This window comes from Streptomyces sp. NPDC055506 (genome assembly GCF_053643595.1).
Genome location: NZ_JBSHKH010000027.1, coordinates 48716 through 75196, shown reverse-complemented (window position 1 = coordinate 75196; position 26481 = coordinate 48716). Strand labels below are relative to the sequence as shown.

The following is a 26481-nucleotide window of genomic DNA, read 5'->3' as shown; positions in this document are numbered from 1 at the left end:
CCCCTTACACACGCTTCAGGCCGCGAGCCTCGCGCGCGTGGCCTCCAGCAGGCGTACGACCGACTCGTCCGCCACGTCCGCGACCTCGTCATAGCCGAACCAGCGCACGTCCAGCGACTCGTCGCTGACCAGGTGCGCGGCGTCCGGTGGTGCCACGACCGCGTACTGGACGTCGAAGTGCCAGTTGCACGGTGGCGGAATCGGGTGCCGGTCGAGGCGGACCGGGCCGCCGGGCAGCAGCGAGAGCCCCGAGACGCCGGACTCCTCCGTCGCCTCACGCAGGGCGGCGGCGGCCAGGGAGGAGTCGCCCGGTTCGCAGTGGCCGCCCATCTGAAGCCACATCCGCAGCTTCCTGTGCAGGGTCAGCAGCACCCGGCCGCCCTCGGGGTCGATCACCAGGGCGCTGGCCGTGATGTGACCCGCCTGGCACGGCTTCCACAGGCCGTCCGGGTGCTCAGCCAGATGGTCCAGATAGGCCTGGCACAGGTCCGCCTGGTCCTCGTACCCCTTCAGTACGAGGACCGCGTCGTCGTACAGGCTCACTCGGTGTCGTCGCCCTTGCCGCCGTCCTGGCCGTCGTCCTTCTTCCTGAGGTCGGGCTTGTCCGCCGCCTCGCCGAGCATCTTGTCGAGCTCGGAGAAGTCGATCTGCTCGCGGTGCACGAAGCCGTCCGGGTCGTCCAGGTCGGTCGCCGTCGGCAGCATGTCCGGGTGGGCCCACAGGGCGTCCCGGCCGTCGACACCGCGCGCGTCCGTGAGCGAGGCCCACAGGCGGGAGGCGTCGCGCAGACGGCGCGGGCGCAGCTCCAGACCGATCAGCGTGGCGAACGTCTGCTCGGCCGGCCCGCCCGAGGCGCGGCGGCGGCGCAGCGTCTCGCGCAGGGCGTCGGCGGACGACAGACGCGGCTTCGCGGCGGCGTGGACCACCGCGTCCACCCAGCCCTCCACGAGCGCCAGAGCCGTCTCCAGACGCGCCAGGGCGGCCTTCTGCTCCGGCGTGTCCTCCGGCTGGAACATGCCCTGCTGGAGGGCCTCCTGCAGCTGCTCGGGGTTCTGCGGGTCGAACTGGCCGACCACGTCCTCCAGCTTGGCCGTGTCGACCTTGATCCCGCGGGCGTAGCCGTCGACCGCGCCGAACAGATGCGAGCGCAGCCACGGCACGTGCGCGAAGAGGCGCTGGTGGGCGGCCTCGCGCAGGGCGAGATACAGCCGCACCTCCTCCTGCGGGACGCTCAGGTCCTTGCCGAAGGTCTCGATGTTCACCGGCAGCAGCGCGGCCTTGCCGGCCGGGCCGAGCGGCAGACCGATGTCGGTCGAGCCGACGACCTCGCCCGCGAGCACGCCGACGGCCTGCCCGATCTGCGTGCCGAACATGGCGCCGCCCATCGAGCGCATCATGCCGATCAGCGGGCCGGCCATGGCCTGCATCTCCTCCGGCAGGACGTCGCCCATGGCGGTGCCCACGCGCTCGGCGACCGGGTCGACGAGCTCCTTCCAGGCGGGCAGGGTCGCCTCGACCCACTCCGCGCGGCTCCAGGCCACCGCGGAGGCGGCGCCGGACGGCAGCGACGTGGCGTCGTCGAGCCAGAGATCGGCCAGGCGGACGGCCTCCTCGACGCCCTTGCGGTCGGCGGGCCCGACGCTCGCGTCCTTGGTGCCGTCAGGACTGCCCTGGGAGACCGTCTGGCGGGCGATCTGCTTGGCCATGTCCCAGTTCACCGGGCCGCCCTCGTAGGAGAGCATCTGGCCCAGCTGCTGGAACGCGGCGCCCAGGTCGTTGGGGTTCAGGGAACCGAACATGGCAGCGAACGGATTGTCCGCACCGGGGCCACCAGGGCCGCCGCCAAAGCCTCCGGCTCCTGGCAGGCCGCCGAAACCGAACGGATTGGCCGGTCCCTGACCACCACCGCTCTCCTGGTCCTTCTTCTTGCCCTCGTCGCCGTCGTCCGGCTCCTCCGGCGGAAGGCCGAATCCGAATGGGGTGTCACTCACGGGATTCCTCGGCTTGTAGGGCCGCCGGTTCTTTCCGGCGGCACGGCTGCCCGACATCACCACCCAGCGTAGACACCTCGGGGCGGATCGGGCCTCGGTGCTTCGCCGACTGACGGCCTGCGGCAGGATGGATGCCACCTGGTACGCACGCTTCATCCGTGCTCGTACTGAAGACAACCGCTGGAGACGCCCGGTGAGTTCCCCAGATCCGCAGGTTCGCGCAGCGCGAAACCAGTCAACCAGTTCCGCGAGTCCCGCGGCGCGCGGGCCCGTCGTCGCGGTCACCGGTGCCGCGTACGGCATCGGGGCGCTGCTCACCGAGCAGCTCGCCGCGTCCGACGAGGTCAAGCAGGTCGTCGCCATCGACGAGCGGCGTGGCGAGTGCGCGGATGCGCAGTGGCACATCCTGGACGTACGGGATCCGGCCATCGCGGACAAGCTGCGCGGCGCCGACGTGGTGGTGCACCTGGCGCTGGATCTCGATCTGGAGACCGACGCCGCCGCCCGGACGGCCTACAACGTACGGGGGACACAGACCGTCCTCACGGCGGCCGCGGCGGCCGGAGTGCACCGGGTCGTGCTGTGCACCTCGGCGATGGTCTACGGGGCGCTGCCGGACAACGAGCTGCCGTTGTCCGAGGACGCCGAGCTGCGGGCCACGGCCGAGGCGACGGGCGTCGGTGACCTGCTGGAGATCGAGCGGCTGGCGCGGCGGGCCCCGCGGGCGCACCCGGGGCTCAACGTCACCGTGGTCCGGCCCGCCGTGCTGGTGGGAGGTACGGACACGGCGCTGACCAGGTACTTCGAGTCCCCTCGACTGCTCGTCGTCGCCGGGTCGCGGCCCGCGTGGCAGTTCTGCCATGTCGAGGACCTGTGCAGCGCGCTCGAGTACGCCGTCCTGGAGAAGGTCGACGGGGAACTGGCCGTCGGCTGTGACGGGTGGCTCGAGCAGGAGGAGGTCGAGGAGCTCAGCGGCATCCGGCGGATGGAGCTGCCGTCGGCGGTCGCGCTGGGCGCGGCGGCGCGACTCCACCGGATCGGGCTCACGCCGTCCCCGGCCGGGGACCTGGCGTACACGATGTACCCCTGGGTGGTGAGCGGGAGCCGCCTGCACGACTCCGGGTGGCGGCCGCAGTACACCAACGAGGAGGTGCTGGCCGAGCTCCTGGAGGAGGTCTCCGGCAGGCACACGGTGGCCGGGCGGCGACTGGGCCGCAAGGACGCGACGGCCGCGGGCGCCGCGGGCGCGACGGTGGCGCTGCTGGGAGCGGCCGCGGTGGTACGACGGGCGCGCAAGGCCCGGCGGCGGATCTGAGACCCACACCCCAGCCACCCCCGATCCACACCCAGCCACACCCAGCCACACCTGAGGAGAGACGACCTGTAGGAGGCTCCAACGCGCACACGCGCGTGCCGGTTGATAGGTCCATTCCGCGTTGTCGGTCGCGTACGGCACGATGGAGGTATGGCATCCACGAGCGATCACCCGGGTGAGCAGGGAGCACAGGATCCGATCAAGCTGATCGCGATCCGGGACACGGCCCTTTCCCTGGACGAGGTGTTCCGGGCCGTCGGAGACGACGCGGCCGGAGGCACCGCGCTCTTCGTGGGGACCGTGCGCGACCACGACGGTGGTGCCGATGTCGCGGAGCTGGGGTATTCCTGCCACCCCAGTGCCGAGGCCGAGATGCGGCGGATCGCCGAGAAGGTCGTCGCGGAGTTCCCCGTGCGCGCGCTGGCGGCCGTGCACCGCGTGGGGGACCTCAGGGTCGGAGACCTCGCCGTGGTCGTCGCCGTCTCCTGTCCGCATCGGGGAGAGGCCTTCGAGGCCTGCCGGAAGCTGATCGACGACCTCAAGCACGAAGTGCCCATCTGGAAGCACCAGAAGTTCTCCGACGGGACCGAGGAGTGGGTCGGCGCCTGCTGATCCCGGATCGCCTCCGGTTGCGTAACCGCACCCCTGGCGTGAGCGTTGTCACTGCGGATGGTTAATCTGCTGATCAGTCAGTTGCGGACGCTCAATGGGGTTGGAGGTCGGCATGGCGGCTCTCGCCTGGTTGCTGATTCCGCTTGTGGCTGCCATCGGCGCGGGACTCTGGGGCAGTTGGGCCAACCGGACTCGTAAGGCCCGCGGCGACGGCCCGGAGCTCACCGGATACGCCCGCTTTCGCGAGGCCATGGAGAAGCCCCGGCCGGGTAGCTGAAGCCAAGGAAACAGCAGGTCAAAGACGGTATAGCCCACAGGGCCGCCCCGGACGGGCGGCCCTGACGGTGCGCTGACAGGACCGTCCCGTACTGTCGAGTCATGCCACGCCGCACCGCGACGATGCTCGCCTCCACCCTGATGCTGATCGCGCTCCTGTGCGCGGGAGTGTTCATCCCCGTGCCGTACGCGGAGATGTCCCCGGGGCCGACGGTGAACACACTCGGCGATCATGACGGCGAGCCGGTGCTGCAGATCTCGGGGCGCAAGACCTATGCGGCCAGTGGCCATCTGAACATGACCACGGTCCGGGTCACGAGCGCCGACTACCGGATGAACCTGGTCGAAGCCGTCTACGGCTGGCTTGCGCACGACAACAAGGTCGTGCCGCGCGAGACGCTCTACCCGGACGGCAAGACCGAGGAGCAGTCGACCCAGGAGAACGCCGAGGAGTTCAGCCAGTCCCAGGAGAGCGCCAAGGTCGCCGCCCTGAAGGAACTCGACGTTCCGGTGAAGTCATGGGTGATCGTCTCGACGGTCGTCAAGGGATCCCCGGCCGAGGGCAAGCTGCACGCCGGCGATGTGATCAAGGCCGTCGACGGTACGACGGTCAAGGAGCCGGCCGACGTCGCGAAGCTCGTCACCCAGCGCAAGCCGGGCCAGGACGTCCGCTTCACGATCGTGCCGGCCAAGGAGCAGGCCGCTGCGGAGAAGGAGAAGCGGACGCCGACGAAGACGCAGGACATCACCATCACCACGACGACCTCGGACGACACCGGCGACAAGCGCGCCATCGTGGGGATCTCGGCGGGAACCGACCACACGTTCCCGTTCACCGTCGACATCAAGCTGGCCGACGTCGGCGGGCCGAGCGCCGGGCTGATGTTCGCGCTCGGCATCTACGACAAGCTCACGCCGGGCAATCTGACCGGGGGCAAGTTCGTGGCCGGCACCGGCACGATCGACGACACCGGCAAGGTCGGTCCGATCGGCGGCATCGAGATGAAGACCGTGGGTGCCCGGGCCAAGGGCGCGCAGTACTTCCTGACGCCCGCCGACAACTGTTCGGCCGCCGCCAAGGACACCCCCGAGGGCCTCACCCTCATCAAGGTGGACACCATCCAGGACGCCCTCGGCGCCCTGAAGGACCTCCGCAGCGGCGACACCGCGGACCTGCCGAAGTGCGGCAAGTAGTGCAGGGCCACGAGGACGAGTCGAGGCAAGGCGACCGGCGCGGCTGAGGGGACCTGCGGGACCGGTGGGGCCTGCCGGCCCGGTGCCCCATGGGACCGGCGAGCCCCCCGCCACGCCGTGCGTCGCTCCGGCTCTACACGCCGCCCGCCGCTCCCGCCCTACTCGGCGAACGTCGCCGCCAGCGCCTCCGCCAGGCCTGGGACCAGGTCGGAGCCGGTGAGGACCTCCGTGGCGGAGTCCTTCTCGCGCAGGCGCAGGGCCGACTCGCGGGCCCCGTCGCGCAGGACCGCGACCGTCATCCGCACCTCCTGACGGTCCGGGTGGTCAGCCACCCACTTCGTCAGCGCGGCCCCGCCCAGGCCCTGTGGAACCTGGGTCTCCGCGGAGGGCGGCAGCATCAGACGCTCCACGGCGAGGGCGCAGCCGACCACCGCGTCGGGCCAGGCGATGGTGGCGAGGAACTCGTCGAGCGGCTTGCCCGTTGGAACCTCGTCCTGCTCGATCGGGGTGAGGCCGGAGTTCTCCGACTCGTCCCCGAGACCGAGCCGGTCGGCGAGCGAGGGCTGTTCGGCCCGCAGCCGTGCGGTGTCAACGAGGGCGAAAAGGCGGGCGGGCTGGTCCCAGCCGAGGCCGGAGACGTACTCGTCGATCTCGAGAACGGCCCGGGTGAGCGGGTTCGCAGCCATGGGAGTGTTGGACATGGTCACAATCCTGCCTCGTTCCTGGCCGGAATCGGGAACCGAGTAAACGGTGAGTAAGTTGCATAGGTGGGGGCCCACGATCACCGGGGGCCACGCACGGTCCGTGAAGACGCGGGCCTGACGGATCAACAGCGAACTTCGAGGTGCGCACCTTGGCTTTCCAGATGCCGGACCGCGGCGGAGGCCCGACAGGGCCGCGGATGAGAGTGGGCCGCCCGTCCCGGCGTGTCCGCACCCTGCTCATGACGCTGGGCGTCCTGGCCGTTCTCGGCATGGCGTTCACCATGTTCGCGGGCTTTTGGACGGACTGGCTCTGGTACCGGTCGGTGAACTACTCGTCGGTCTTCACCACGACCCTGTGGACCAAGATCGGGCTCTTCTTCGTCTTCGGCCTGCTCATGGCCGTCGCCGTCGGCCTCAACATCTGGCTGGCGCACCGGCTGCGGCCACCGCTGAGCGCCATGTCGATGGAGCAGCAGAACCTCGACCGCTACCGGATGGGCATCGCGCCCTACAAGAAGTGGCTGCTGTTCGGGATCACCGCGCTGGTGGGCCTGATCGCGGGCGCCTCCGCGTCCGGCCAGTGGCGGACCTGGCTGATGTGGGTCAACGGCGTTCCGTTCGGCGAGAAGGACCCGCAGTTCAAGCTGGACGTCTCGTTCTACGCCTTCGACCTGCCCTGGTACCGGTTCCTGCTCGGCTTCGGCTTCGCCGCCGCGATCCTGTCCGTGATCGCCGCCGCGCTCACGCACTACCTGTACGGCGGGCTGCGCGTCACCAGCCCCGGCGCGCGCGCCACGGCGGCGGCCACCGGGCACCTGTCGGTGCTCATCGGCGTCTTCGTGGCCCTGAAGGCGGTCGCGTACTGGCTCGACCGGTACGGACTCGCGGTCAAGTCCAGCGACTTCAGGGCGACCGACAACTGGACGGGCCTGAGGTACGTCGACGCCAACGCCTATCTGCCGGCCAAGACGATCCTGTTCTGCATCGCGGTCATCTGCGCGCTGCTGTTCTTCGCCACCCTGTGGCGGCGCACCTGGCAGCTGCCCGTGATCGGCTTCGGCCTGATGGTGCTCTCCGCGATCCTCATCGGCGGCCTCTACCCGGCGATCGTGCAGAAGTTCCAGGTCCAGCCGAACGAGCAGGCCAAGGAAGCGCCGTACGTCGAGAAGAACCTCGAGGCGACGCGCAAGGCCTACGGCATCGACGGCACCAAGGTCACCGACTACACGGGTACCAGCAAGACCGAGGACAAGACCAAGCTCCGCGACGACGTCGACTCCACGGCGAGCATCCGGATCATGGACCCGAATGTCGTCTCGCCGACGTTCCAGCAGCTCCAGCAGATCAGGAACTACTACGCGTTCCCGAACAATCTGGACGTTGACCGTTACTCCAAGGACGGCAAGGACCAGGACACGGTCATCGGCCTGCGTGAGCTGAACCTCGCGGGCATCCCCAAGAAGAACTGGATCAACAACCACTTCCGCTACACCCACGGGTACGGAGCGGTCGCCGCCGAGGGCACCAGCGCGGACGCCCAGGGCCGGCCGGTGTTCACGGAGTCCGACCTGCCCTCCGAGGGCGACCTCGGGACGTACGAGCAGCGGGTCTACTACGGCGAGAAGACCACCACGTACTCGATCGTCGGCGGTCCCCAGAAGGAGATCGACTACTCCGACGACAACGGCGAGAAGACCACCAGCTACAAGGGCGACAGCGGGGTCAACCTCTCCAACCCGGTCAACCGGGCCGCGTACGCGGTGGCGTTCGGCGAACCGCAGATCCTCTACTCCGGCGCCATCGGCGAGGGTTCGCGGGTCCTGTACAACCGCACGCCCAAGGAGCGCGTCGAGGCGGTCGCCCCCTGGCTGACCATCGACGGAGACGCCTACCCGGCGGTCGTGGACGGCCGTATCCAGTGGATCGTCGACGCGTACACGACGACGAACGGATACCCGTACTCCTCGCGTACGACCCTCGGTGACACCACGGCCGACTCGCTGACCGCCACCAACGACAACCGCGCGGTGGTGGCCCAGCAGAACCAGGTCAACTACATCCGCAACTCGGTGAAGGCGACCGTCGACGCGTACACCGGCGAGGTCAAGCTCTTCCAGTGGGACACCAAGGACCCGGTCCTGAAGACCTGGATGAAGGCCTTCCCGGACACGGTGAAGCCCAAGAGTGAGATCTCCAAGCCGTTGATGGACCATCTGCGCTATCCCCAGGACCTGTTCAAGGTCCAGCGGGAGCTGCTCACGCGCTACCACGTGAAGGACGCGACCACGTTCCTCAGCGGCAGCGAGGTGTGGCAGGTGCCGGACGACCCGACGAACCGGTCGGGCAGCGCGGTGCCGCCGTACTACCTGAGCATGAAGATGCCCGACCAGCAGGCGCAGGCGTTCTCGCTGACGACGACCTTCACGCCCAACGGCCGGGACAACCTCAGCGCGTTCATGGCCGTCGACGCCGAGGCGGGCACCAGCGACTACGGCAAGATCAGAATCCTGAAACTGCCGACCAACACCACGGTCAACGGACCCAAGCAGGTCCAGAGCCAGTTCAACTCCCAAGAGGACATCGCCGAGTCCATCAGGCTCCTGAGAGGCGGTGACTCCGAGGTCGAGTACGGCAACCTGCTGACGGTGCCGCTCGACGGAGGACTGCTGTACGTGGAGCCGGTCTACGTACGCGGTGGTGGACTGAAGTACCCGCTGCTGCGCAAGGTGCTGGTCACCTACGGAGGCCAGACGGCCTTCGAGAACACGCTCGGGGAGGCCCTCAACAAGGTCTTCGGAGCGGAGGGTGCGACGCCTGAGCCACCGACCGACGGCGATACGACGCCACCGCCGACGTCCGAGGACCCGACGGTCAAGCAGGCCCTGGAAGACGCCCAGAAGGCGTTCACGGAGGGCCAGGACGCCCTGAAGGAGAACGACTGGGAGGCGTACGGCCGGGCGCAGAAGGACCTGGAGGACGCCCTGCAGCGCGCCGAGGAGGCCCAGGCGGCGGCGGACAAGGCCGGCGGTGCCGGGGGCGGCGAGAGCAAGCCCAGCGCCAGTCCGAGCGGGAGCCCGAGCGGCAGTCCGAGTCCCAAGCCGAGCAGCTAGGCCTCCGGCCTGGTCAAACGCTCCACCCGCGCCGTGATACGGTTGTGAACACAACGGCGCGGGGTGGAGCAGCTCGGTAGCTCGCTGGGCTCATAACCCAGAGGTCGCAGGTTCAAATCCTGTCCCCGCTACTGAAATCGCGAAGTCCGAGTGACGGAGCGACACCGAAGGCCCGGATTCCACAAAGGAATCCGGGCCTTTGTGATGTGTGAACGCATGTGCTGGTGCGGACTGCGGCCGTGCCGCCGGGGGGAGTTGGGAAATCTGTGTTTGACTTGTCTCTCTGTGGGCATGTCGACAAAACGCTGTAGTGACCTCAATGGCTGCGGTATACCAGGTGTACCCAGGTTGCAGGTGGTGCGACGATGGACGTTATGGGGGACAAGGCAACTCTGTTCGAGACAGGGCGTTTTGTGCAGCCTTCCAGCCGGGAGGACACCGACACCCCGGACGAGACCGGGGAAATCGCCGATGAGGCAGCCGAGGAGCTGCGTCAGCGGCTCGCCGCGGAGGCCGGCGACGTCGAGGCGATGAGTGTCCTCGGGGCCATGCTGCTGCGCCGTGGCGATCTCGACGGTGCCGAACCTCATCTGCGTGCCGCCACCGCCGCGGGCGACCGGGCCGCCGCCAACAACCTGGGAGTCCTTCTCCACCAGCGGGGATACGCCGACGAGGCCGCCGGATGGTGGCGGATCGCCGCCGTCGCCGGGTCCACGGCCGCCGCGCACGCCCTCGGCCGGCACCACCGCGAGCGGGGCGACGAACCCGCCGCCGAGTACTGGCTGCGCCAGTCCGCGGAACAGGGTCACACCCTGGGCGCGTACGCCCTCGCCGACCTGCTGGAGCACCGCGGCGACGCCGCGGCCGAGCACTGGATGCGGGCCGCGGCCGAGCGCGGGCACCGGGAGGCGGCGTACCGGCTGGCGCGGGCGCTGGACCGCAAGGCGGCGCGGGAGGCCGACGACGACGGCGCACCCGTGCCGGACGAGGCCGAGCAGTGGTACCGGCAGGCCGCCGCGCGCGGACACCGGAGGGCCGCGCTGCACCTCGGGACGATCCTGGAGAAGCGCGGCCGGCTCAAGGAGGCAGGCCGCTGGTACCTGACGTCCGCCAAGGACGGCGAGGCGCGGGCCGCCTGCGCGCTCGGATTCCTGCTGCGTGACGCGGGCGACACCGAGAACGCCGCCGTGTGGTGGCTGCGGGCCGCTCAGGACGGCGACGGCAACGCGGCGAACGCGCTGGGCGCGCTGCACGCCGAGCGGGGCGAGACCCAGACCGCCGAGCGGTGGTACCGCGCCGCGATGGACGCCGGCGACGTGAACGGCGCGTACAACCTCGGGCTGCTCTGCGCCGAGCAGGGGCGCACCCCGCACGCCGAGCAGTGGTACCGGCGCGCGGCCTACGCCGGGCACCAGGAAGCCGCGAACGCGCTGGCGATCCTGCTGCTGCGGGCCGGGGACGAGACGGGCGCGGAGCCGTGGTTCTCCAAGGCCGCGGAGGCCGGGAGCGTGGACGCCGCCTTCAACCTGGGCATCCTCCACGCCGGACGGGGTGAGGAGCAGGCCGCGCTGCGCTGGTACGAGCGGGCCGCAGCCGCCGGGCACACGGAGGCTGCGCTGCAGGTCGGCATGGCGCGGCTGCGGGACGGCGACGACCAGGAGGCCGAGCGGCACCTGCGGTGCGCGGCCGGGGGCGGGAGCGCCGAGGCCGCGTACCGGCTGGCGACCGTGCTCGACGCGCGCCGGCCGCCGGAGCCCGCGCACGAGCTCGGGGAGCCGGTGCACCGGCGGAGCGAGTGCGAGGAGTGGTACGAGCGGGCGGCCTCACAGGGCCACCGGCGGGCGCAGGTGCGGGTCGGCATGCACGCCGCGGCCCGGGGGGACCTCGTCGAGGCGGCCCGGTGGTACCGGGAGGCGGCCGAGGCCGGGTCCCGCAACGGCGCGTTCAATCTGGGGCTGCTGCTGGCCAGGGAGGGCAGTGAGCCCGAGGCGGCCGTGTGGTGGACGCGGGCGGCCGATGCGGGGCATGGGCGGGCGGCGTTGCGGCTGGCCCTGGTCTACGCGCGTCGGGGGGAGCTGGCGGAGGGGCAGCGGTGGGCCGACCGTGCGGTGTCTCTCGGGCCGGCGTCCGTGGCGGAGCGGGCGGCTCGGTTGCGGGACGCGTTGCGGCAGGAGCTGTCGGCGTAGAGCTGGGCCGGGCTGCGAGGTGCCGCTGCGTAAGCGATTTGCATCCGGCCTCCGCGTTCACGTAACGTTGCATTCACCGACGCGGGGTGGAGCAGCTCGGTAGCTCGCTGGGCTCATAACCCAGAGGTCGCAGGTTCAAATCCTGTCCCCGCTACTGAAGGCCGAGGGCCGGAATCCGAAAGGGTTCCGGCCCTCGGTGTGTGTTGAGGGGCATGTGTGTTCAGGGGCGGGGGCGATGTCCCACCGCTTCCTCGTAGAGGGAACGGTTCACCGTCCGGGACTCGGGGACCGCGTCGTCCTTCGCCACGCCCTGTGCCCGGTAGGCCGCCTGGAGGCGGGCCGTCGTGCCGCTGCGGATCTCCCAGTCCATGCGGAGGGACGGTGTGGAGCGGAGGATCGCCGCGTCCGTCTTCAGGAGATCCGCCAGATAGGTGACGTATCTCTCGTTCTGTTTGTAGTCGGCGGCGAAGTACGTGTTGACCGTGCGGATGTACGCCCGCAGCAGGGCCACCCCCGCGTCCACGTCGTCGTCCAGCAGGCTCGGGCCGTAGAGCATGCCGCCCAGGGGCTCGCCGGGCGGCTGGCCGCCCAGGAAGGCGTAGCCCCGCTCGCCGTCGACCCGGCGCCACACCGGGTCCAGCAGCCACGCGGAGTCGACGCCGCCGTTCTGTAGGGCCGTGAGGACGTCGGCCGACCCCAGCTGCTGGTAGCGGATCCGGTCGAGGCCGCCGCCGTGCTGCTCCAGGGCCTGCTCCATGGGGTAGGCGATCACCGAGCCCTTGCCGATCATCGTGCCGAGTGTGCGGTCGGCCATTCGGACGGCGGCCGGCGTCTCACCGTCGTTCAGCCGGACCCACAGGCCGCTCTTGGACTTCGGGCCGGGGGAGAAGTTCCCCGCGACCCAGCGGATGACGAAGCCGCCGCGGATGCCGTTCATGACCGCCGCTTCCGGGGCCGCCCAGAGCGCGTCGATCTCGCCCTTGGCCAGCAGCGGGAGGGCCTCGGGTGTCGGCAGCACCCTCAGCGTGACGTCCAGGCCCTCCTTGTCGAACTCGCCTTTGTCGAGGGCGACCCGCAAGGGTGCCACGTACTCCGCGCTCAGCGTGCCCGTGGCGATCGTCAGCTTCCGGGGCTCGGTGAGGGGTCGCGGGGCCGGGGAGCCCGGGCGGCAGCGGGCCGGGGTGCGGTCGGGGGCGCGGTCGGCGGGGTCCGTCCAGGACGCGGCGCCGCAGCCCTTGACCGGGCGGATCGTGCGCGTCGCCGTGTCGGCCTTCGGCTGCGACGGTCCGGAGGACGGCGACGAGCAGGCCGCCGAGGCCAGCAGCGCGCCCGCGAGCAGGGCGAGGCCGTACCTATGTGCCCTCATGCCTGCCCCCGTCCCCGGTCGCGCGGTGCCCACGGAGTGAGCAACCGGCCGGCGAACCGGACCAGTTCGGAGAAGAGCACGCCCAGGACGGCGACGCAGACGATGCCGACGAACATCACGTCGTTCTGGAAGAGGGCGCGGGAGTCGAAGATCAGATGACCCAGGCCGTCGGTCGCGGCGATCTGCTCGGAGGCGACGATCACCAGGACCGCCACGCCCGCCGCGATCCGCGCGCCGACCAGGACGGCGGGCAAGGAGGCCGGCAGCAGGACGTGGCGGAACATCTGCCAAGGGGAGGCACCGAAGACCCGGCCGGCGTCGCGGTGGCCGTCGGGGACGGCCATGACCGCGGACATCGTGGAGATCCAGACGAAGAAGAAGACCGTGGCCGCCACCAGGGCCACCTGAGGGCCCTCGCCCAGGCCGAACATGTTGAGGAAGACGGGCAGCAGGGCCAGCTTCGGTACGACGTACAGGGCGTCCAGGAGCGGTTCCAGGGCGGCCCGTACCAGCGGCAGCGAACCCATCAGCAGGCCCAGCAGGTAACCGGCCGCCGTGCCCACGGCGTAGCCGGCCAGGACGCGCTTGAGGGTCGCCCACACGTCCGGCCACAGGTCACCGGCAGCGGCCCGGTCCCAGCCGTCGGCGAGGATCGTGGACGGTGCCGGGTAGACGCGCTCGTCGATCCAGCCCCGGACGGCCGCCAGCTGCCAGAGCAGCACCAGGAGGAGGGGGACGGCCGCCGCGAGGGACAGTTCCAGGGCGCGGCGGCGGCGATGGGTGCGTGCGGGGTGCAACTCGTGCGGGCCCGGGCGGCGGACCAGGGCCGGGCCTCGTGTCCCGGGGGCGACGGTGGTCATGCCGGCACCGCCTCCTTCCGCAGCAGGTCCCACAGCTCGCTCTTCAGCGCCGTGAACTCGGGCGCGGCGCGGACGTCGCCGGTGCGCGGGCGCGGGAAGGGCGGGCGGTGTTCGGCGATGATCCGGCCCGGGCGCGCGGACATCACGAACACACGGTCGCCGAGGACGATCGCCTCCTCCAGGCTGTGGGTGATGAAGAGGGTCGTCGTGCGCAGCGCCTGGGTGATCTCCAGCAGTTCGTCCTGGAGGATCGTGCGGAGCTGTGCGTCCAGGGCGGCGAACGGTTCGTCCATCAGCAGCAGTTCGGGCTCGACGGCGAGCGCGCGGGCGATGGCGACCCGCTGGCGCATACCGCCCGAGAGGGTCGCCGGATAGGCCTGCGCGAAGTCGGCGAGGCCCAGGCGGGCCAGCCACTCGGCGGCGCGGGCGTTCGCCTCCCGGCGCGGAACGCGCCCCACGTCGAGGCCGAAACGGACGTTGGCCTGGACGGTCTTCCAGTCGTAGATGCCGTAGTCCTGGAAGATCATGGCCGCCGGGCGGGCGCTGGAGGTGCGGATCTCCAGCGTGCCGGTACTGGGCCGGAGCAGGCCGGCGGCGATGCGCAGCAAGGTGGATTTGCCGCAGCCGGAGGGGCCTACGAGGCAGACGAACTCGCCGGGAGCGACGGTCAGGTCGAGGGGGCCGAGGGCGTCGACCGCGCGGGGGCCTCGGCCGAAGGTGCGTGTCAGGTCATGGGCGGTGAGTTTTGGATACGGCTCTCCCACTTCGGTCTCCTCGCGGAGTGCGGAACGGACTGGTGGGTGCCGTTGACCATATGACGACTCGTCAGGTACGGGAAGTGCGCAGACACGGACGAGCCCCGGCATCCGTCGATGCCGGGGCTGTCGGGAAGGGGAGGGGCTAGGCGGCCGCGCAGTTCGGGCAGACGCCGCGGTACGTCACCTCGACGTCCGAGACGGTGAAGCCGAAGCGCTCCGAGTCGGGGAGGTCCGCCAGCGGGTTGCCGATCGGGTGGACGTCCCGGATCGCGCCGCACCGGGCGCAGACCAGGTGGTGGTGCGGCTGGTGCGCGTTCGGGTCGTACCGCTTGGCGCGCTGGTCGGTGGAGACCTCCAGCACCTCGCCGAGGGTCACGAGCTCACCGAGCGTGTTGTAGACGGTCGCCCGGGAGATCTCGGGCAGCTTGGCGACGGCCCGGGCGTGGACCTCGTCGGCCGTCAGATGGACGTGTTCGCCGTCGAGGACCTCGGCCACGACACGCCGCTGCGCGGTCATCCGCCATCCGCGTCCGCGCAGCCGTTCCAGAAGGTCACTCATGGCCACCAGCCTAACAGCAAAACGGACCAGGTCCCGAACAGGTGTGAGTTTAGAATGTCACCTGTTTTAGACGCTGTCTATGTCGCGATGGGGTGAGGCGGGGCGGGGTGGTGCCCGGGCCGGGCCCTCTGGAGGGGCGCCGGCCCGGTCGTGCTGTCAGGCGGGTACCTGCTGACGGGCCGGTACCCAGCAGCGGATGATGTCGCGGACCGAGACGATGCCGGCGGGTTCGTCGTCGTCCAGCACGATGAGATGGCGGAAGCCGCCGTGCGTCATGGCTCGTGCCGCCTCCTCAAGCGTCCAGGCCGGAGCCGCGAACACGACGTCTGTGGTGGTGTGGGCGTGGGCGCGTTCCGTGTCCGGGTCCTGGCCCTTGCCCACGGAGTTGAGGATGTCGCGTTCGGTGAGGATGCCGATGCCGCCGGCGTCGGGGTCGTGGACCACGGCCGCCCCGACCCGCCGCGCGGACATCAGCGTGGCGGCCTGTCGAAGGGTGTGGGTCGGGCCGATGGTGAGGACGACGGTGCTCATGGCGTCACGGACGAGCATGGATCGAGCCACCTCCTGGGAGTGCCCCCTCCGTTTGTTCAGCGTTTCACAAATTCACAAGTTGGGGGGACTCTCAGGGTGGCAGGTAAAGGGAGGGTCAACAAGGGGGCGCTCGGTAACAGCGGGGCGCGCTCGGTGTCAGCGGGCGTACTCAGTAGCGCTGGTTGAGATACCCGAGCAACTCGTCGTGCAGCAGACCGTTCGACGCGGCGGCGTCGCCGCTGTGCGGGCCCGGGCGGGCGTCGAGTCCGGTGAAGGTGCCGCCGGCCTCGGTGACGATGATCGCGGGGGCGGCCATGTCCCACAGCGACAGCTCCGGCTCGGCGCACATGTCGATGGAGCCTTCGGCGACCATCATGTACGGCCAGAAGTCGCCGTACGCGCGCGTGCGCCACACCTCTCGGGTGAGGTCCAGGAAGCCGTCCAGACGGCCCTGCGCCTCCCAGCCGCTGAGCGACGAGTACGCGAAGGAGGCGTCGGCGAGCTTGTTGACGCGGGAGACGTTCAGCCGGGAGGCCTTGGTGAGGCTGCGGCCGGTGAAGGCGCCGTGGCCCTTCGCGGCCCACCAGCGGCGGCCGAGGGCCGGGGCGGAGACGACGCCGACCACGGGCTGGAAACCGCCCTCGCCGGCCTCCATCAGTGAGATGAGGGTGGCCCAGACGGGGACGCCGCGTACGTAGTTCTTGGTGCCGTCGATCGGGTCGATGACCCAGCGGCGGGGGCCGGTGCCCTCGACGCCGTACTCCTCGCCGAGGATCGCGTCCCTCGGGCGGGCGCGCTGAAGTTGACCGCGGATGAGTTCCTCCGCGGCCTTGTCCGCTTCGCTCACCGGCGTCATGTCCGGTTTGGTCTCGACCTTGAGGTCGAGGGCCTTGAACCGGTCCGTCGTCGCGGCGTCGGCGGCGTCGGCGAGGACGTGGGCGAGACGCAGATCGTCGAGGTAGTCGGGCATGTAACGAACCTATCTGCCGAGGTAGGGGTGGGGCTACAGGGGGTTTGTGCCGGGGTGTGGGGGCGTTGTGGTCGCCTGACGCGCAGGGAGGCGGTCCCGGCTCGACAGCCTGAGGTACCCGCGCAGGTCGGCTCAAAGGCGCCCCCCGCATGCCCTCGTGAACCCTTGACAGTGGTGGCACGCCCGTCAAATCTGGGCGCAGAGCCGCTGGCCCCAAGGGGAGGCAACGATGCCTGCAGCGCGGGAATCTCTGTTGGACGCCGCCTACGCGGCGCTGGCGCGCCGGTCGTGGTCCGCCGTGCGGATGGTGGACGTGGCCCTGGCGGCCGGAGTGTCCCGGCAGACGCTGTACAACGAGTTCGGCAGCAAGGACGGTCTCGCCCGGGCGCTCGTGAGGAGAGAGGCCGACGGGTATCTCGCCGGTGTGGACCGCGCGCTCGCCGGGCACAGCGACCTCCGCGACCGGCTCACCGCCACCGCCGAGTGGACCACGTCGGCGGCCCGCGAGAACGCCCTGGTCCGCGCCATGCTCACCGGCTGCTGGAGCGAACGGCTGCCCTCGCCGACCCTCTCGGCCGTGCCCTCCACCTCCGCCGTACCGGCCCAGCGCCGCGCCGACGGCCCGCTGCCCTCACCCGGCGACCTCGTCACCCTCATCCGCGACCGAGCCGTCACCGTCCTGTCCGGGCCCGGCGCACCCCAGTCGGACTCAGCCGACCTGGCCCGCTCCTGCGAACTCGCCGTCCGGCTCGCCCTGTCCTGCGTGGCCGCGCCACCCGGCGAGGGCGGCGTCACCGACCTGGTCCGCAGCGCCCTGCACCGACAGCCCGGGTGACACGGCGTCAGTGCGCCGAGCCCGACAACTGCAGCCCGATCACGCCGACGATGACGAGACTGATCGACACCAGCTTCAGCGTGGACACCAGGTCGCCCAGGAACACCATGCCGTAGATCGCCGTCCCCGCCGCCCCGATGCCGGTCCACACCGCGTACGCGGGACCCACGTCGAGTCTCCTCAGCGCCAGGGTCAGCAGCCCGAAGCTGCCGAGGGCGAAGACGCAGAACGCGACCGTCGGCCAGAGTCGTGTGAAGCCGTGCGACAGCTTCAGACACACGGCGAAGCCGGTCTCCAGCAACCCGGCCACGATGACCAGCAGCCACGCCATGAGCCGTTCCTCCCGTATCCCACGTTCAGTGACCGCTTGCCGCCCGCTTCGTGCGAGTATGCACTTACCGTCCGCACAGCATGACAAACAACGCTGAGGTCAGTCGCCTTCCTTCCGCTCCCGCGTGGCCAGCAGCCGCCGCAGCGAGTACAGCCGCGCCGGGTCCGCGTGGCCCTCGGCCACCCACGCGTCCAGGGCGCAGTCCTGCTCGTCGTGGCTGCACGCGCGCGGGCAGCCCTCGGTGCCCGGCTCCAGGTCGGGGAAGGCGTGGATGACCCGGGACGGGTCCACGTGGTGCAGCCCGAAGGACCGCAGGCCCGGGGTGTCGATCACCCAGCCGTCGTTGTCCGACAGCGGCAGCGCCAGCGCCGAGGTGGTGGTGTGCCGGCCGCGTCCCGTCACCGCGTTCACATGCCCGGTCGTACGCCGCCGCTCCTGAGGCACCAGGGCGTTGACCAGGGTCGTCTTGCCGACCCCGGAGTGCCCGACGAACGCGGTGATCTTGCCGTCGAGCTGCTCGCGCACCCGGGCGACGGCGACACCGCTGTCCAGTTCCGCGCGGCTCGTGACGACGTAGGGGATGTCGAGGTCGCCGTACAGCTCCAGCAGCTTGTCGGGCGGGGCGAGGTCCGACTTGGTCAGCACCAGCAGCGGCTCCAGGCCACCGTCGTAGGCCGCGACCAGGCAGCGGTCGATCAGGCGGGGGCGGGGCTCCGGGTCGGCCAGGGCGGTGACGATGGCCAGCTGGTCCGCGTTGGCGACGACCACGCGCTCGAACGGATCGTCGTCGTCCGCCGTACGGCGCAGCACCGACGTGCGCTCCGCGATGCGGACGATCCGGGCGAGGGTGTCCTTCTTACCGGACAGGTCGCCCACGAGGGCCACGCGGTCGCCGACCACGGCGGCCTTGCGGCCCAGCTCGCGGGCCTTCATCGCCATCACCACATGGTCGTCGACGAGGCAGGTGAGCCGGCCCCGGTCGACGGTGAGGACGAGGCCCTCGGCGGCGTCCTCGTGCTTGGGCCTGATGTTCGTCCGGGGCCGGGTGTTCCGGCGGCCGGGACGGGTGCGGATGTCGTCCTCGTCGGTGTGCTTGCCGTAGCGGCGCATGACGTGATCCCTGCGTCCTACGCCCCGAGCATCCCGGTCCACAGATCGGGGAAGTCGGGCAGGGTCTTGGCCGTCGTCGCCACGTTCTCGATCTGCACTCCCTCGACCGCGAGGCCGATGATCGCGCCGGCCGTGGCCATGCGGTGGTCGTCGTACGTGTGGAAGATCCCGCCGTGCAGCCGGCGCGGGCGGATGTGCAGGCCGTCGGCGGTCTCCGTCACATCGCCGCCGAGCTCGTTGATCTCCTTCGTCAGCGCGGCCAGCCGGTCCGTCTCGTGCAGCCGCAGATGGGCCACGCCGCGCAGGGTCGAGGGGGAGTCGGCGAGGGCCGCGACCGCCGCGATGCCCGGCGTCAGCTCGCCGACCTCGCTCAGGTCGACATCGATGCCGTGGATCGAGCCGGAGCCGGTGAAGGCCAGGCCGTACTCGGTCAGTTCGCAGGAGCCGCCCATCTCGGTGAAGATCTCGCGCAGCCGGTCACCGGGCTGAGTGGTGCGGGCCGGCCAGGCCGGGACGACGACCTTGCCACCGGTCACCAGCGCCGCCGCCAGGAACGGCTGCGCGTTGGACAGGTCCGGCTCGATGACCAGATCCCGGCCGAGCAGGGCGCCCGGCGTGACCCGCCACACGTTCGGCTCGCCGCCCGACTCGGGCGTGTCCACCTGGGCGCCGACCGCGCGCAGCATGTCGACGGTCATGCGGATGTGCGGCATGGAGGGCAGCGTGCTGCCGGTGTGGCGGACCTCGACGCCCTGGTTGAAGCGCGGCCCGGACAGCAGCAGCGCGCTCACGAACTGCGACGAGGAGGACGCGTCGATAGCGACCTGGCCGCCCTCCAGGGCGCCGCTGCCGTGCACGGTCATCGGCAGCGCGCCGCGGCCGTCGTCGTCGATCCGGGCGCCGAGCTGACGCAGCGCGTCGATGACTCCGTTCAGGGGACGCTCGTACGAGCGAGGGTCGCCGTCGAACCGGACGTCACCGTCGGCGAGCGTGGCCACCGGCGGCAGGAACCGCATCACCGTGCCGGCGTTGCCGACGTCGACCGTGGCCGGTCCGCGCAGGCCCGTGGGGAGCACGCGCCAGGCCTCGCCCGTCCCGTCCGGGCCCACGCCCTCCTCGATCTCGATGCCCATCGCGCGCAGGGCGCCGGCCATCAGCAGGGTGTCGCGGGAGCGCAGGGGGCGGCGCAGCCAGCCGGGCTCGGAGGCGAGGGAGGCGAGGACGAGGGCGCGGTTGGTGACCGACTTGGACCCGGGCACGTGGACCGTCGCGTCGACGGCTCCGCTCGCGTGCGGGGCGGGCCAGAGGGCGGCTTCTGCGGTGTTCGGGGCCATGGCCCCCACTTTATAAGTAGGCCGTCGTTCGGGTGCGGCGCCGTTGGGGCTGTTCGCGCCCACGCGGCGGAGCCGCACATCGACACAGTCCCGCGCCCCTATGACAGCGCCCCTTCGGGGCACGTCATAGTCCGAGCAGCCAGCGCCCTCCGCCTATCAAAGAGCACAGCGACACCGCGTGGAACAGGAAGAACCACAATGCCGCCGGTACGTGCGTCAGTCGCGACAGCTGGTCCGCGTCCGAATCACCCGCGCCACCCCGCGACCGCTTCGCCTGGAGTTCGAACGCCGGGCGCACCCCGCCCAGCAACAGGAACCACACCACCACATAGGCGAACGCCGCCTGTACCTGAGGGCCGGCCAGCCAGGACACCAGGACGAACAGGCCGCCGGTGACGATCATGGTCAGGGCACCGTACGCGTTGCGGATCATCACGAGCATGATCAGGAGCAGGGCGGTGGCCAGCCACAGCAGGAGCGTGATGCGGCCGGCGCCCAGCAGGGCCGCTCCGCCCAGGCCCAGCAGGGGAGGGGCGGTGTAGCCGGCGGCGGCCGTGAGGATCATGCCGATGCCGTGCGGCTTGCCGCGGCTGACGGTCAGGCCGCTGGTGTCCGAGTGCAGCCGTATGCCGGTGAGGGTGCGGCCGGTGAGCAGGGCCACGAGCCCGTGACCGCCCTCGTGGGCGATGGTGATGGCGTTGCGGGAGATGCGCCACAGGCCGTGCGGGATCACCACGGCGAGCGCGACGGCCGCGGTCGCGAGCACCACCCACAGGTCGGGGTCGGGCTGCGTGCCGGAGACCTCGTCCCAGAGGGAGGCGAGCGAGGCGGTAGCGGTGCTGTCCATGTAAGGCGTTGGCTCCCTGTGGTCGGATGGAATCTGGCAGTGTGGCACGTATGTGCGGACGGTATTCAGCGAGTCGCAGGCCAGAGGATCTCGCAGGAATCTTTGAGATCGAGAAGTGGGAGCCCGAGGAGACCCTCGAGCCCGACTACAACGTGGCGCCCACCAAAGAGGTCTACGCCGTCCTCGACCGTCCTCTCAAAGACGTGGACGACCCGCGGCCGGTTCGGCAGCTGCGCAAGCTGAAGTGGGGGCTCGTCCCGTCCTGGTCGAAGACCCCCGAGGGCGGCGCCCGGATGATCAACGCCCGCGCGGAGACCGTCCACGAGAAGCCGTCCTTCCGTCGCGCCTTCACCTCCCGGCGCTGTGTCCTGCCCGCCGACGGCTACTACGAGTGGGTCACCGGCACGCAGGAGCGCGAGCTGGAGGTCGAGGGGAAGAAGAAGCGCCCCCGCAAGCAGCCGTACTTCGTGACACCGGCGGACGGGTCGGTCTTCGCCATGGCCGGGCTGTACGAGTTCTGGCGGGACGGGACGCTGCCGGACGACCACCCGCAGTCCTGGTGGGTGACGTGCTCCGTCATCACCACCGAGGCCGAGACGAGCCCGCTGGCGGTGTCCCCGGCGGACGGTCCCCGGGCCCTGGCCGAGATCCACCCCCGGATGCCGCTGATGCTCACGCCCGACCGCTGGGACGCCTGGCTCGACCCGTCCCGCACGGACGCCGACGACCTGCGCGAGCTGCTCGCCCCGCCGCCCCCCGGGCTGATGCGCGCCTATCCCGTCACCACGGCCGTCAGCAACGTCCGCAACAACGGGCCGGAGCTGCTGAAGGAGCTGGAAGGGCCCGAAGAGGGCACACTCTTCTGACGTGAGTTCCGACACGACCGAGATCATCGAGACCGACGCGGGCCCCGCCCGCATCACCTGGCACCGGGCGAAGAAGGCGCGGCTGGTGCTCGCCGTCAGCCATGGCGCCGGCGGCGGTATCGAGGCCCGCGATCTGACGGCACTGGCCGCCGTTCTCCCCGCCCACGGGGTGAGCGTGGCCCGTGTGGAGCAGCCCTGGCGGGTGGCCGGGAAGAAGCTGGCGCCCGCGCCCAAGACCCTGGACGTCGGCTGGCGCGGCATCTGGCCCGCGCTGGCCGGGCCGGGACTGCCCGTCGTGTCCGGCGGCCGCAGCGCCGGGGCCCGGGTCGCCTGCCGTACCGCCGCCGAACTGGGCGCCCACGCGGTCCTCGCCCTGAGCTTCCCCCTCCACCCGCCGGGCAAGCCGGAGAAGTCCCGGGCGGACGAACTGCTCGGTTCCGGGGTGCCCACCCTGGTCGTCCAGGGCGGGAACGACCCGTTCGGGAAGCCGGAGGAGTTCCCCGCGGGTTCGTACGAACTCGTCGAGGTGCCGTACGGCGATCACGGCTTCGCGGTCCCCAAGCGTGCGGAGATCTCGCAGGAGGAGGCCGTGGCGCTCATCACGGACGCGGTCGTGGAGTGGACCGGGTCACTCGGGTGAAGCTCCGGGAATGCCGGGGCGGCGGGCACTGTTGTGCGGGACGTACGTGCTGGAGACCAGCGCAGACGCCGTAGGAGAGGAAGTCCGCCGCATGGGTTCGACCATCTGCCCGAGCCGCAGCAGCCGTGCCGACCTGGAGTGGACGGTGCTGCACGCGGCCAGGACCGCCCCTGTTCGGGCGGCGGGCGGACCGGATCGTCGTCTATCCTCCGATTCGGGTGAGACCGGTCTCGGTCTCACGAGAACACTCGAGGAGGTGGGTCCGGTCACTGGGACCGACGCAGGGACCGAACACGGCCAGGCGGAGCAGCCCGAGGGCCAGGGCGGCACGGGCGCGGAGACGGCCGCGGAGCGCAGCGCGCGCTTCGAGCGGGACGCGCTCGAGTTCCTCGACCAGATGTACTCGGCCGCGCTGCGCATGACGCGCAACCCGGCCGACGCCGAGGACCTGGTGCAGGAGACGTACGCCAAGGCGTACGCGTCCTTCCACCAGTTCCGTGAGGGCACCAACCTCAAGGCGTGGCTGTACCGGATCCTCACCAACACCTTCATCAACTCGTACCGCAAGAAGCAGCGCGAACCTCAGCGCTCCGCGGCCGAGGAGATCGAGGACTGGCAGCTCGCCCGCGCCGAGTCGCACATGTCGACCGGTCTGCGCTCCGCCGAGTCGCAGGCGCTCGACCACCTGCCCGACTCGGACGTGAAGGAAGCGCTCCAGGCGATCCCCGAGGAGTTCCGTATCGCCGTGTATCTCGCGGACGTCGAGGGGTTTGCCTACAAGGAGATCGCCGACATCATGGGGACACCCATCGGTACGGTGATGTCCCGGCTGCACCGGGGCCGCCGTCAGCTGCGCGGCATGCTGGAGGACTACGCCCGTGACCGCGGGATGGTTCCGGCCGGCGCCGGAGAGTCGAACGAAGCGAAAGGCTCGGGGTCATGAGCTGCGGAGAGCCGCACGAGACGGATTGCAGCGAAATCCTCGATCATCTCTACGAGTTCCTCGACCGTGAGATGCCGGACTCGGACTGCGTGAAGTTCGAGCACCACTTCGAGGAATGCTCGCCCTGCCTCGAGAAGTACGGGCTCGAGCAGGCCGTGAAGAAGCTGGTCAAGCGCTGCTGCGGGCATGACGACGTGCCGGGCGACCTGCGGGCCAAGGTCATGGGGCGGATCGACCTGATCCGTTCCGGCCAGGCGGTTCCCGACCAGGACGTCACGGCCTCGCCTGCCTCGCCCCAGGAGTCCTGACACTCCTGCGCTTTTCAACTACCCCGCCTCTCCAGGGGTAGTCATCCTCTAGTCACCCTCGAACGCGTCACTCGAACGTGCTAATCCACGGGCTATCTGCCCGTGGAGCCCCCCACCGCCGTCCTAGGCTCCGGGCCTGACGGACATGGCCGGGGAGGGGCTCATGGAAGCGGTATCGGCTCGGGCACGTGTCTATGTCGCCTGTGTCGCCGTCGCCGCCCTGTGCTGTCTGCTCCCGCTGCCGGGCGTCCGTACGCCCTGGTGGGCGGTCGCTCTGCTCGCCGCGCTGTACGCCGGGTGCGAGCGCGTCGCCCGGTCCCGGTTCGTCGGCATCTCGCACCCGGCCGGGACCTTCTACCCCGTGCTGCTCGCCGGCGCCTTCCTGCTGCCGGCGCCCGCCGCCGCCCTGGTCGCCGTGCCCGCCGCGCTGCTCTCGCCCGTCGGGCAGCGGCCTGTGGCGCTGCGGCGGATCTGGCGGGCCGCCCAGCTCGTCCTCGGGGTGTGGGCCGCGGCCCGGGTGCACTGGGTGCTCGGCGGGCGGGACGCGGTCGTGGCGGGCGACGTCCCCTACGCGCTCGGGCCGGCCGGGGCCGCCGTGCTGGCGTTCTGCCTGGTGCTCGCGCTGCTGGACGGCGGGATCCTCGCCGCCGCCGAGCGGGTGCCGGTGCGGCGCGCCTGGCGGGGGCTGGTGGCGCGTTCGCTCGCGCCGATCGCCGTGCACGGGCTCGCCGGGCTGATGATGGCCGTCCTGTGGCGCAGCCCGTACGGTCCCGTGGCCGCGCTGCTCGTGCTGCTGCCGATGTGCGTCTCGTGGTGGGCGTTCGCGCAGTACCACCGGGAACGGGCCGCCCACCAGGCGACCATCCGGGCGCTGGTCCAGGCCGTCGACATCAAGGACGGGTACACGCGCGGGCACAGCGAGCGCGTCGGGCAGGCCTCCATGATGATCGCGCGCGAGCTGGGCATGGACGACGAGCGCGTCGAGGTGCTCCGCTTCGCCGGGATCCTGCACGACGTCGGCAAGCTGGGCGTGCCCACCCGGCTGCTCAGGAAGAACGGGCCGCTGACCCCCGAGGAACGGCGCGTGATCGAGCTGCACCCCGAGTACGGGCACGAGATGGTGCGCGGCATCGGCTTCCTCGGGGAGGCCCGGGCCGCCGTACTGCACCACCACGAACGGCTGGACGGCAGCGGGTACCCCTACGGGCTGGTGGGCCGTCAGATCCCGGAGTCCGCACGGGTCGTGGCGGTCGCCGACGCCTTCGACGCCATGACCTCCACCCGGAGCTACAGCAGGGCCCGCCCCGTCCCGGTGGCCCTGGAGGAACTGGAGCGGTGCGCGGGCAGCCACTTCGACCCCGTGATGGTCGCGGCCCTGGTCGAGGCCGTACGGCGGGCGGGCTGGCACCCCGCGGTGACCGCCGACGACGCCCGCACACCCCGGGTGCCCGCGCCCGGCGAACCCGTCTCCAGCCGGCCGGGAGCACACCGGTGAGCGCGTGCGGGGCGCCGCTCCTGCGCACCCTCGTCCACGCCTGTGCCGCCCTCCTCGCCACGAGCTCCCTCGCCGTCACCCTCTACAACGGACTCGAGGAACGCCGCGTCGCCCTCGCCTTCGGGGTCCTCGTCACCGTCGGGGAGCTCACCCGGCGCAACGGCGCGCGGATCCGGGAGCCGGCACCGCTCGGGGCCGCGGCGGCCCTGTCGTACGCCCTGCTCGGGGAGGCCGGCGGGCGGGCCACGCACCACGGCCTGGCCCAGGTAATCGCCGTCGTACTGGCCGCCTCACTGCTCGGCAGCGTGCCGCATGTCGCACGCGGGCAGGGGCCCACGCTCGACCACCTGGCGCGCCGCATGCTCACCGTCGGATTCGTCGCTGTGTGCTTCCAGCCCCCCTACAGCCGGGGGATGTTCGACGACTGGGGCGGCCACGCCTACGCGCTGCTGCTGCTCGCGCTGCTGTCCCTGACCGCGCTGTGCGACGCGGTGCTCGCCGCCGCCCTGGCCCACTCCCGCACCGGCTGGCCCTTCGGCCCGGTGCTGCGGGACGAGCTGCGGGCCGTGTGCGGCATCGGGTCCGCCGTCATCGCGACCGGGGCCGTGATGGCGCTCGCGGTCGCCGTCGTCGGGCTGTGGGCGCTGCCCGTCTTCTCCGTGCCGCTGCTGCTCGCCCAGATGTCGTTCCGGAGGTACGCCGCCGTCCGGGCCACGTACCGGCAGACCATCGCCTCCCTCGCACGGGCCACCGAGGTCGCCGGCTACACCCCCTGCGGGCACGCCCGGCGCGTCGCCGCGCTCGGCCAGGCGGTGGGGCGGGACCTGGGCCTGACCGAGCCCGAGCTGGCCGTGCTGGAGTACGCCGCGCTCATGCACGACATCGGCCAGCTGAGCCTCGTCGACCCGGTGCCGGCGGGCGCCACCGCCGACCTGCCCGCCGCGGAACAGCGGCGGATCGCGCTGCTCGGCGGCGCCGTCGTACGGCATACCGGGGTCGACGAGGCGGTCGCCGTGGTCGTGGAGCGGCAGGCCGACCCCTACGCCGAGCAGCCGCTGGCCGCGCGAATCGTCCGGGCCGTGAACGCGTACGAGGAGAAGTCCAGGGAAGGCGGGCCCGGCGGGCCGCTGACGGCGCTGGAGGAACTCCGGCTCGCCACCGCCGGGAAGTACGCGCCGGAGGTGGTGGAATCACTGGCCCGGGTACTGGCAAGGAGCAGTCTGACTCTGCCCGTGGCTGGGTAACCCATGGGTAATGAGCGCCTCGGAGGCCGTACGTGGTTGGATGCGAAGGAGAAGGTGTCCGGGGGCTCGAAACACAGCTACGGCCAGCCCACCGCA

25 protein-coding genes and 2 tRNA genes are annotated in these 26481 nt (G+C 71.1%); 14 read left to right on the top strand and 13 right to left on the bottom strand.

Annotated elements, in window-relative coordinates; translation table 11 throughout:
• Positions 1–15 precede the first annotated feature (15 nt).
• Together ACWIF2_RS13575 and ACWIF2_RS13570 are read right to left on the bottom strand one after the other, a co-directional pair.
• The gene (locus tag ACWIF2_RS13575; RefSeq protein WP_454360380.1) at positions 16–543 is read right to left on the bottom strand and encodes an NUDIX hydrolase; all 528 of its coding nucleotides are present in this window, start codon (positions 541–543) and stop codon (positions 16–18) included.
• Positions 540–1991 (bottom strand): zinc-dependent metalloprotease, encoded by a 1452-nt coding sequence (locus ACWIF2_RS13570; RefSeq protein WP_454360378.1) that lies wholly within the window; start codon positions 1989–1991, stop codon positions 540–542. The genes ACWIF2_RS13575 and ACWIF2_RS13570 overlap by 4 nt, the downstream gene beginning before the upstream one ends.
• A 193-nt stretch (positions 1992–2184) precedes the next feature.
• Between ACWIF2_RS13570 and ACWIF2_RS13565 the strand changes: the two genes are divergently transcribed.
• From ACWIF2_RS13565 to ACWIF2_RS13555, 3 genes are all read left to right on the top strand, one after another.
• Positions 2185–3306 (top strand): SDR family oxidoreductase, encoded by a 1122-nt coding sequence (locus tag ACWIF2_RS13565; protein ID WP_454360377.1) that lies wholly within the window; start codon positions 2185–2187, stop codon positions 3304–3306.
• 150 nt (positions 3307–3456) lie between these two features.
• A complete protein-coding gene (locus tag ACWIF2_RS13560) occupies positions 3457–3918 on the top strand; it encodes a molybdenum cofactor biosynthesis protein MoaE (protein ID WP_454360375.1) in 462 nt (153 codons plus the stop codon).
• 378 nt (positions 3919–4296) lie between these two features.
• Positions 4297–5388: a YlbL family protein gene (locus ACWIF2_RS13555; RefSeq protein WP_454360373.1), complete on the top strand. Its 1092-nt coding sequence runs from the start codon at positions 4297–4299 to the stop codon at positions 5386–5388.
• 158 nt (positions 5389–5546) lie between these two features.
• Here ACWIF2_RS13555 and ACWIF2_RS13550 read toward each other — a convergent pair whose 3' ends face one another.
• Positions 5547–6089, bottom strand: a complete 543-nt coding sequence (locus ACWIF2_RS13550) for a PPA1309 family protein (protein WP_454360371.1) — start codon at positions 6087–6089, stop codon at positions 5547–5549.
• A 164-nt stretch (positions 6090–6253) separates the two neighbouring features.
• Between ACWIF2_RS13550 and ACWIF2_RS13545 the strand changes: the two genes are divergently transcribed.
• The 4 genes from ACWIF2_RS13545 (at position 6254) to ACWIF2_RS13530 (ending at position 11542) form a co-directional block, all read left to right on the top strand.
• On the top strand, positions 6254–9202 hold the full coding sequence (locus ACWIF2_RS13545) for a UPF0182 family membrane protein (RefSeq protein ID WP_454360383.1): 2949 nt from the start codon (positions 6254–6256) through the stop codon (positions 9200–9202).
• A 57-nt stretch (positions 9203–9259) separates the two neighbouring features.
• Positions 9260–9333, top strand: a tRNA-Met gene (locus ACWIF2_RS13540).
• Between the two features lie 234 nt (positions 9334–9567).
• Positions 9568–11388, top strand: coding sequence for a tetratricopeptide repeat protein (locus ACWIF2_RS13535; protein ID WP_454360369.1), 1821 nt, complete (start codon positions 9568–9570; stop codon positions 11386–11388).
• A gap of 80 nt (positions 11389–11468) precedes the next feature.
• Positions 11469–11542: transfer RNA gene (locus ACWIF2_RS13530), tRNA-Met, on the top strand.
• Positions 11543–11608: 66 nt separating this feature from the next.
• Here ACWIF2_RS13530 and ACWIF2_RS13525 read toward each other — a convergent pair.
• From ACWIF2_RS13525 to hisN, 6 genes are all read right to left on the bottom strand, one after another.
• Positions 11609–12754 carry an ABC transporter substrate-binding protein gene (locus tag ACWIF2_RS13525; RefSeq protein ID WP_454360367.1) on the bottom strand — a complete coding sequence of 382 codons (1146 nt, stop codon included), beginning with the start codon at positions 12752–12754 and terminating at the stop codon, positions 11609–11611.
• On the bottom strand, positions 12751–13614 hold the full coding sequence (locus ACWIF2_RS13520) for an ABC transporter permease (protein ID WP_454360365.1): 864 nt from the start codon (positions 13612–13614) through the stop codon (positions 12751–12753). The genes ACWIF2_RS13525 and ACWIF2_RS13520 overlap by 4 nt, the downstream gene beginning before the upstream one ends.
• Positions 13611–14378 (bottom strand): ABC transporter ATP-binding protein, encoded by a 768-nt coding sequence (locus ACWIF2_RS13515; RefSeq protein WP_454360363.1) that lies wholly within the window; start codon positions 14376–14378, stop codon positions 13611–13613. The genes ACWIF2_RS13520 and ACWIF2_RS13515 overlap by 4 nt, the downstream gene beginning before the upstream one ends.
• Positions 14379–14514: 136 nt before the next feature.
• Positions 14515–14931 (bottom strand): Fur family transcriptional regulator, encoded by a 417-nt coding sequence (locus ACWIF2_RS13510; protein WP_382490476.1) that lies wholly within the window; start codon positions 14929–14931, stop codon positions 14515–14517.
• Between the two features lie 156 nt (positions 14932–15087).
• The gene (locus ACWIF2_RS13505) at positions 15088–15480 is read right to left on the bottom strand and encodes a CBS domain-containing protein (RefSeq protein WP_382490477.1); all 393 of its coding nucleotides are present in this window, start codon (positions 15478–15480) and stop codon (positions 15088–15090) included.
• Positions 15481–15631: 151 nt separating this feature from the next.
• Positions 15632–16432: a histidinol-phosphatase gene (gene hisN / locus ACWIF2_RS13500; protein ID WP_454360361.1), complete on the bottom strand. Its 801-nt coding sequence runs from the start codon at positions 16430–16432 to the stop codon at positions 15632–15634.
• 229 nt (positions 16433–16661) lie between these two features.
• On the opposite strand from hisN, the gene ACWIF2_RS13495 reads away from it, so the two are divergent.
• On the top strand, positions 16662–17267 hold the full coding sequence (locus ACWIF2_RS13495) for a TetR/AcrR family transcriptional regulator (RefSeq protein WP_454360359.1): 606 nt from the start codon (positions 16662–16664) through the stop codon (positions 17265–17267).
• A 7-nt stretch (positions 17268–17274) separates the two neighbouring features.
• Here ACWIF2_RS13495 and ACWIF2_RS13490 read toward each other — a convergent pair whose 3' ends face one another.
• The 4 genes from ACWIF2_RS13490 to ACWIF2_RS13475 form a co-directional block, all read right to left on the bottom strand.
• Positions 17275–17598 (bottom strand): DMT family transporter, encoded by a 324-nt coding sequence (locus tag ACWIF2_RS13490; RefSeq protein ID WP_193481056.1) that lies wholly within the window; start codon positions 17596–17598, stop codon positions 17275–17277.
• A gap of 99 nt (positions 17599–17697) precedes the next feature.
• Complete coding sequence (gene rsgA, locus ACWIF2_RS13485) at positions 17698–18708, bottom strand: ribosome small subunit-dependent GTPase A (protein ID WP_454360357.1); 1011 nt, start codon at positions 18706–18708, stop codon at positions 17698–17700.
• A 17-nt stretch (positions 18709–18725) separates the two neighbouring features.
• A complete protein-coding gene (gene aroA, locus ACWIF2_RS13480; RefSeq protein ID WP_454360355.1) occupies positions 18726–20042 on the bottom strand; it encodes a 3-phosphoshikimate 1-carboxyvinyltransferase in 1317 nt (438 codons plus the stop codon).
• A 124-nt stretch (positions 20043–20166) separates the two neighbouring features.
• A complete protein-coding gene (locus tag ACWIF2_RS13475; RefSeq protein WP_454360353.1) occupies positions 20167–20889 on the bottom strand; it encodes a M50 family metallopeptidase in 723 nt (240 codons plus the stop codon).
• Between the two features lie 50 nt (positions 20890–20939).
• Here ACWIF2_RS13475 and ACWIF2_RS13470 point away from each other — a divergent pair, with 50 nt between their 5' ends.
• The 6 genes from ACWIF2_RS13470 (at position 20940) to ACWIF2_RS13445 (ending at position 26385) form a co-directional block, all read left to right on the top strand.
• The gene (locus ACWIF2_RS13470) at positions 20940–21755 is read left to right on the top strand and encodes an SOS response-associated peptidase (RefSeq protein WP_454360351.1); all 816 of its coding nucleotides are present in this window, start codon (positions 20940–20942) and stop codon (positions 21753–21755) included.
• A gap of 1 nt (position 21756) precedes the next feature.
• Entirely contained in the window at positions 21757–22395 is a 639-nt protein-coding gene (locus ACWIF2_RS13465; RefSeq protein ID WP_454360349.1) for an alpha/beta hydrolase family protein, read from the top strand.
• Between the two features lie 256 nt (positions 22396–22651).
• Positions 22652–23338: an RNA polymerase sigma factor SigR gene (sigR, locus tag ACWIF2_RS13460; protein WP_189723136.1), complete on the top strand. Its 687-nt coding sequence runs from the start codon at positions 22652–22654 to the stop codon at positions 23336–23338.
• Complete coding sequence (gene rsrA, locus ACWIF2_RS13455; RefSeq protein WP_432966240.1) at positions 23335–23646, top strand: mycothiol system anti-sigma-R factor; 312 nt, start codon at positions 23335–23337, stop codon at positions 23644–23646. Before sigR ends, rsrA begins: the two co-directional genes overlap by 4 nt.
• A 163-nt stretch (positions 23647–23809) precedes the next feature.
• A complete protein-coding gene (locus tag ACWIF2_RS13450) occupies positions 23810–25141 on the top strand; it encodes an HD-GYP domain-containing protein (RefSeq protein WP_454360347.1) in 1332 nt (443 codons plus the stop codon).
• Positions 25138–26385 (top strand): HD domain-containing protein, encoded by a 1248-nt coding sequence (locus tag ACWIF2_RS13445; protein ID WP_454360345.1) that lies wholly within the window; start codon positions 25138–25140, stop codon positions 26383–26385. The genes ACWIF2_RS13450 and ACWIF2_RS13445 overlap by 4 nt, the downstream gene beginning before the upstream one ends.
• The last annotated feature ends 96 nt before the right edge of the window (positions 26386–26481 follow it).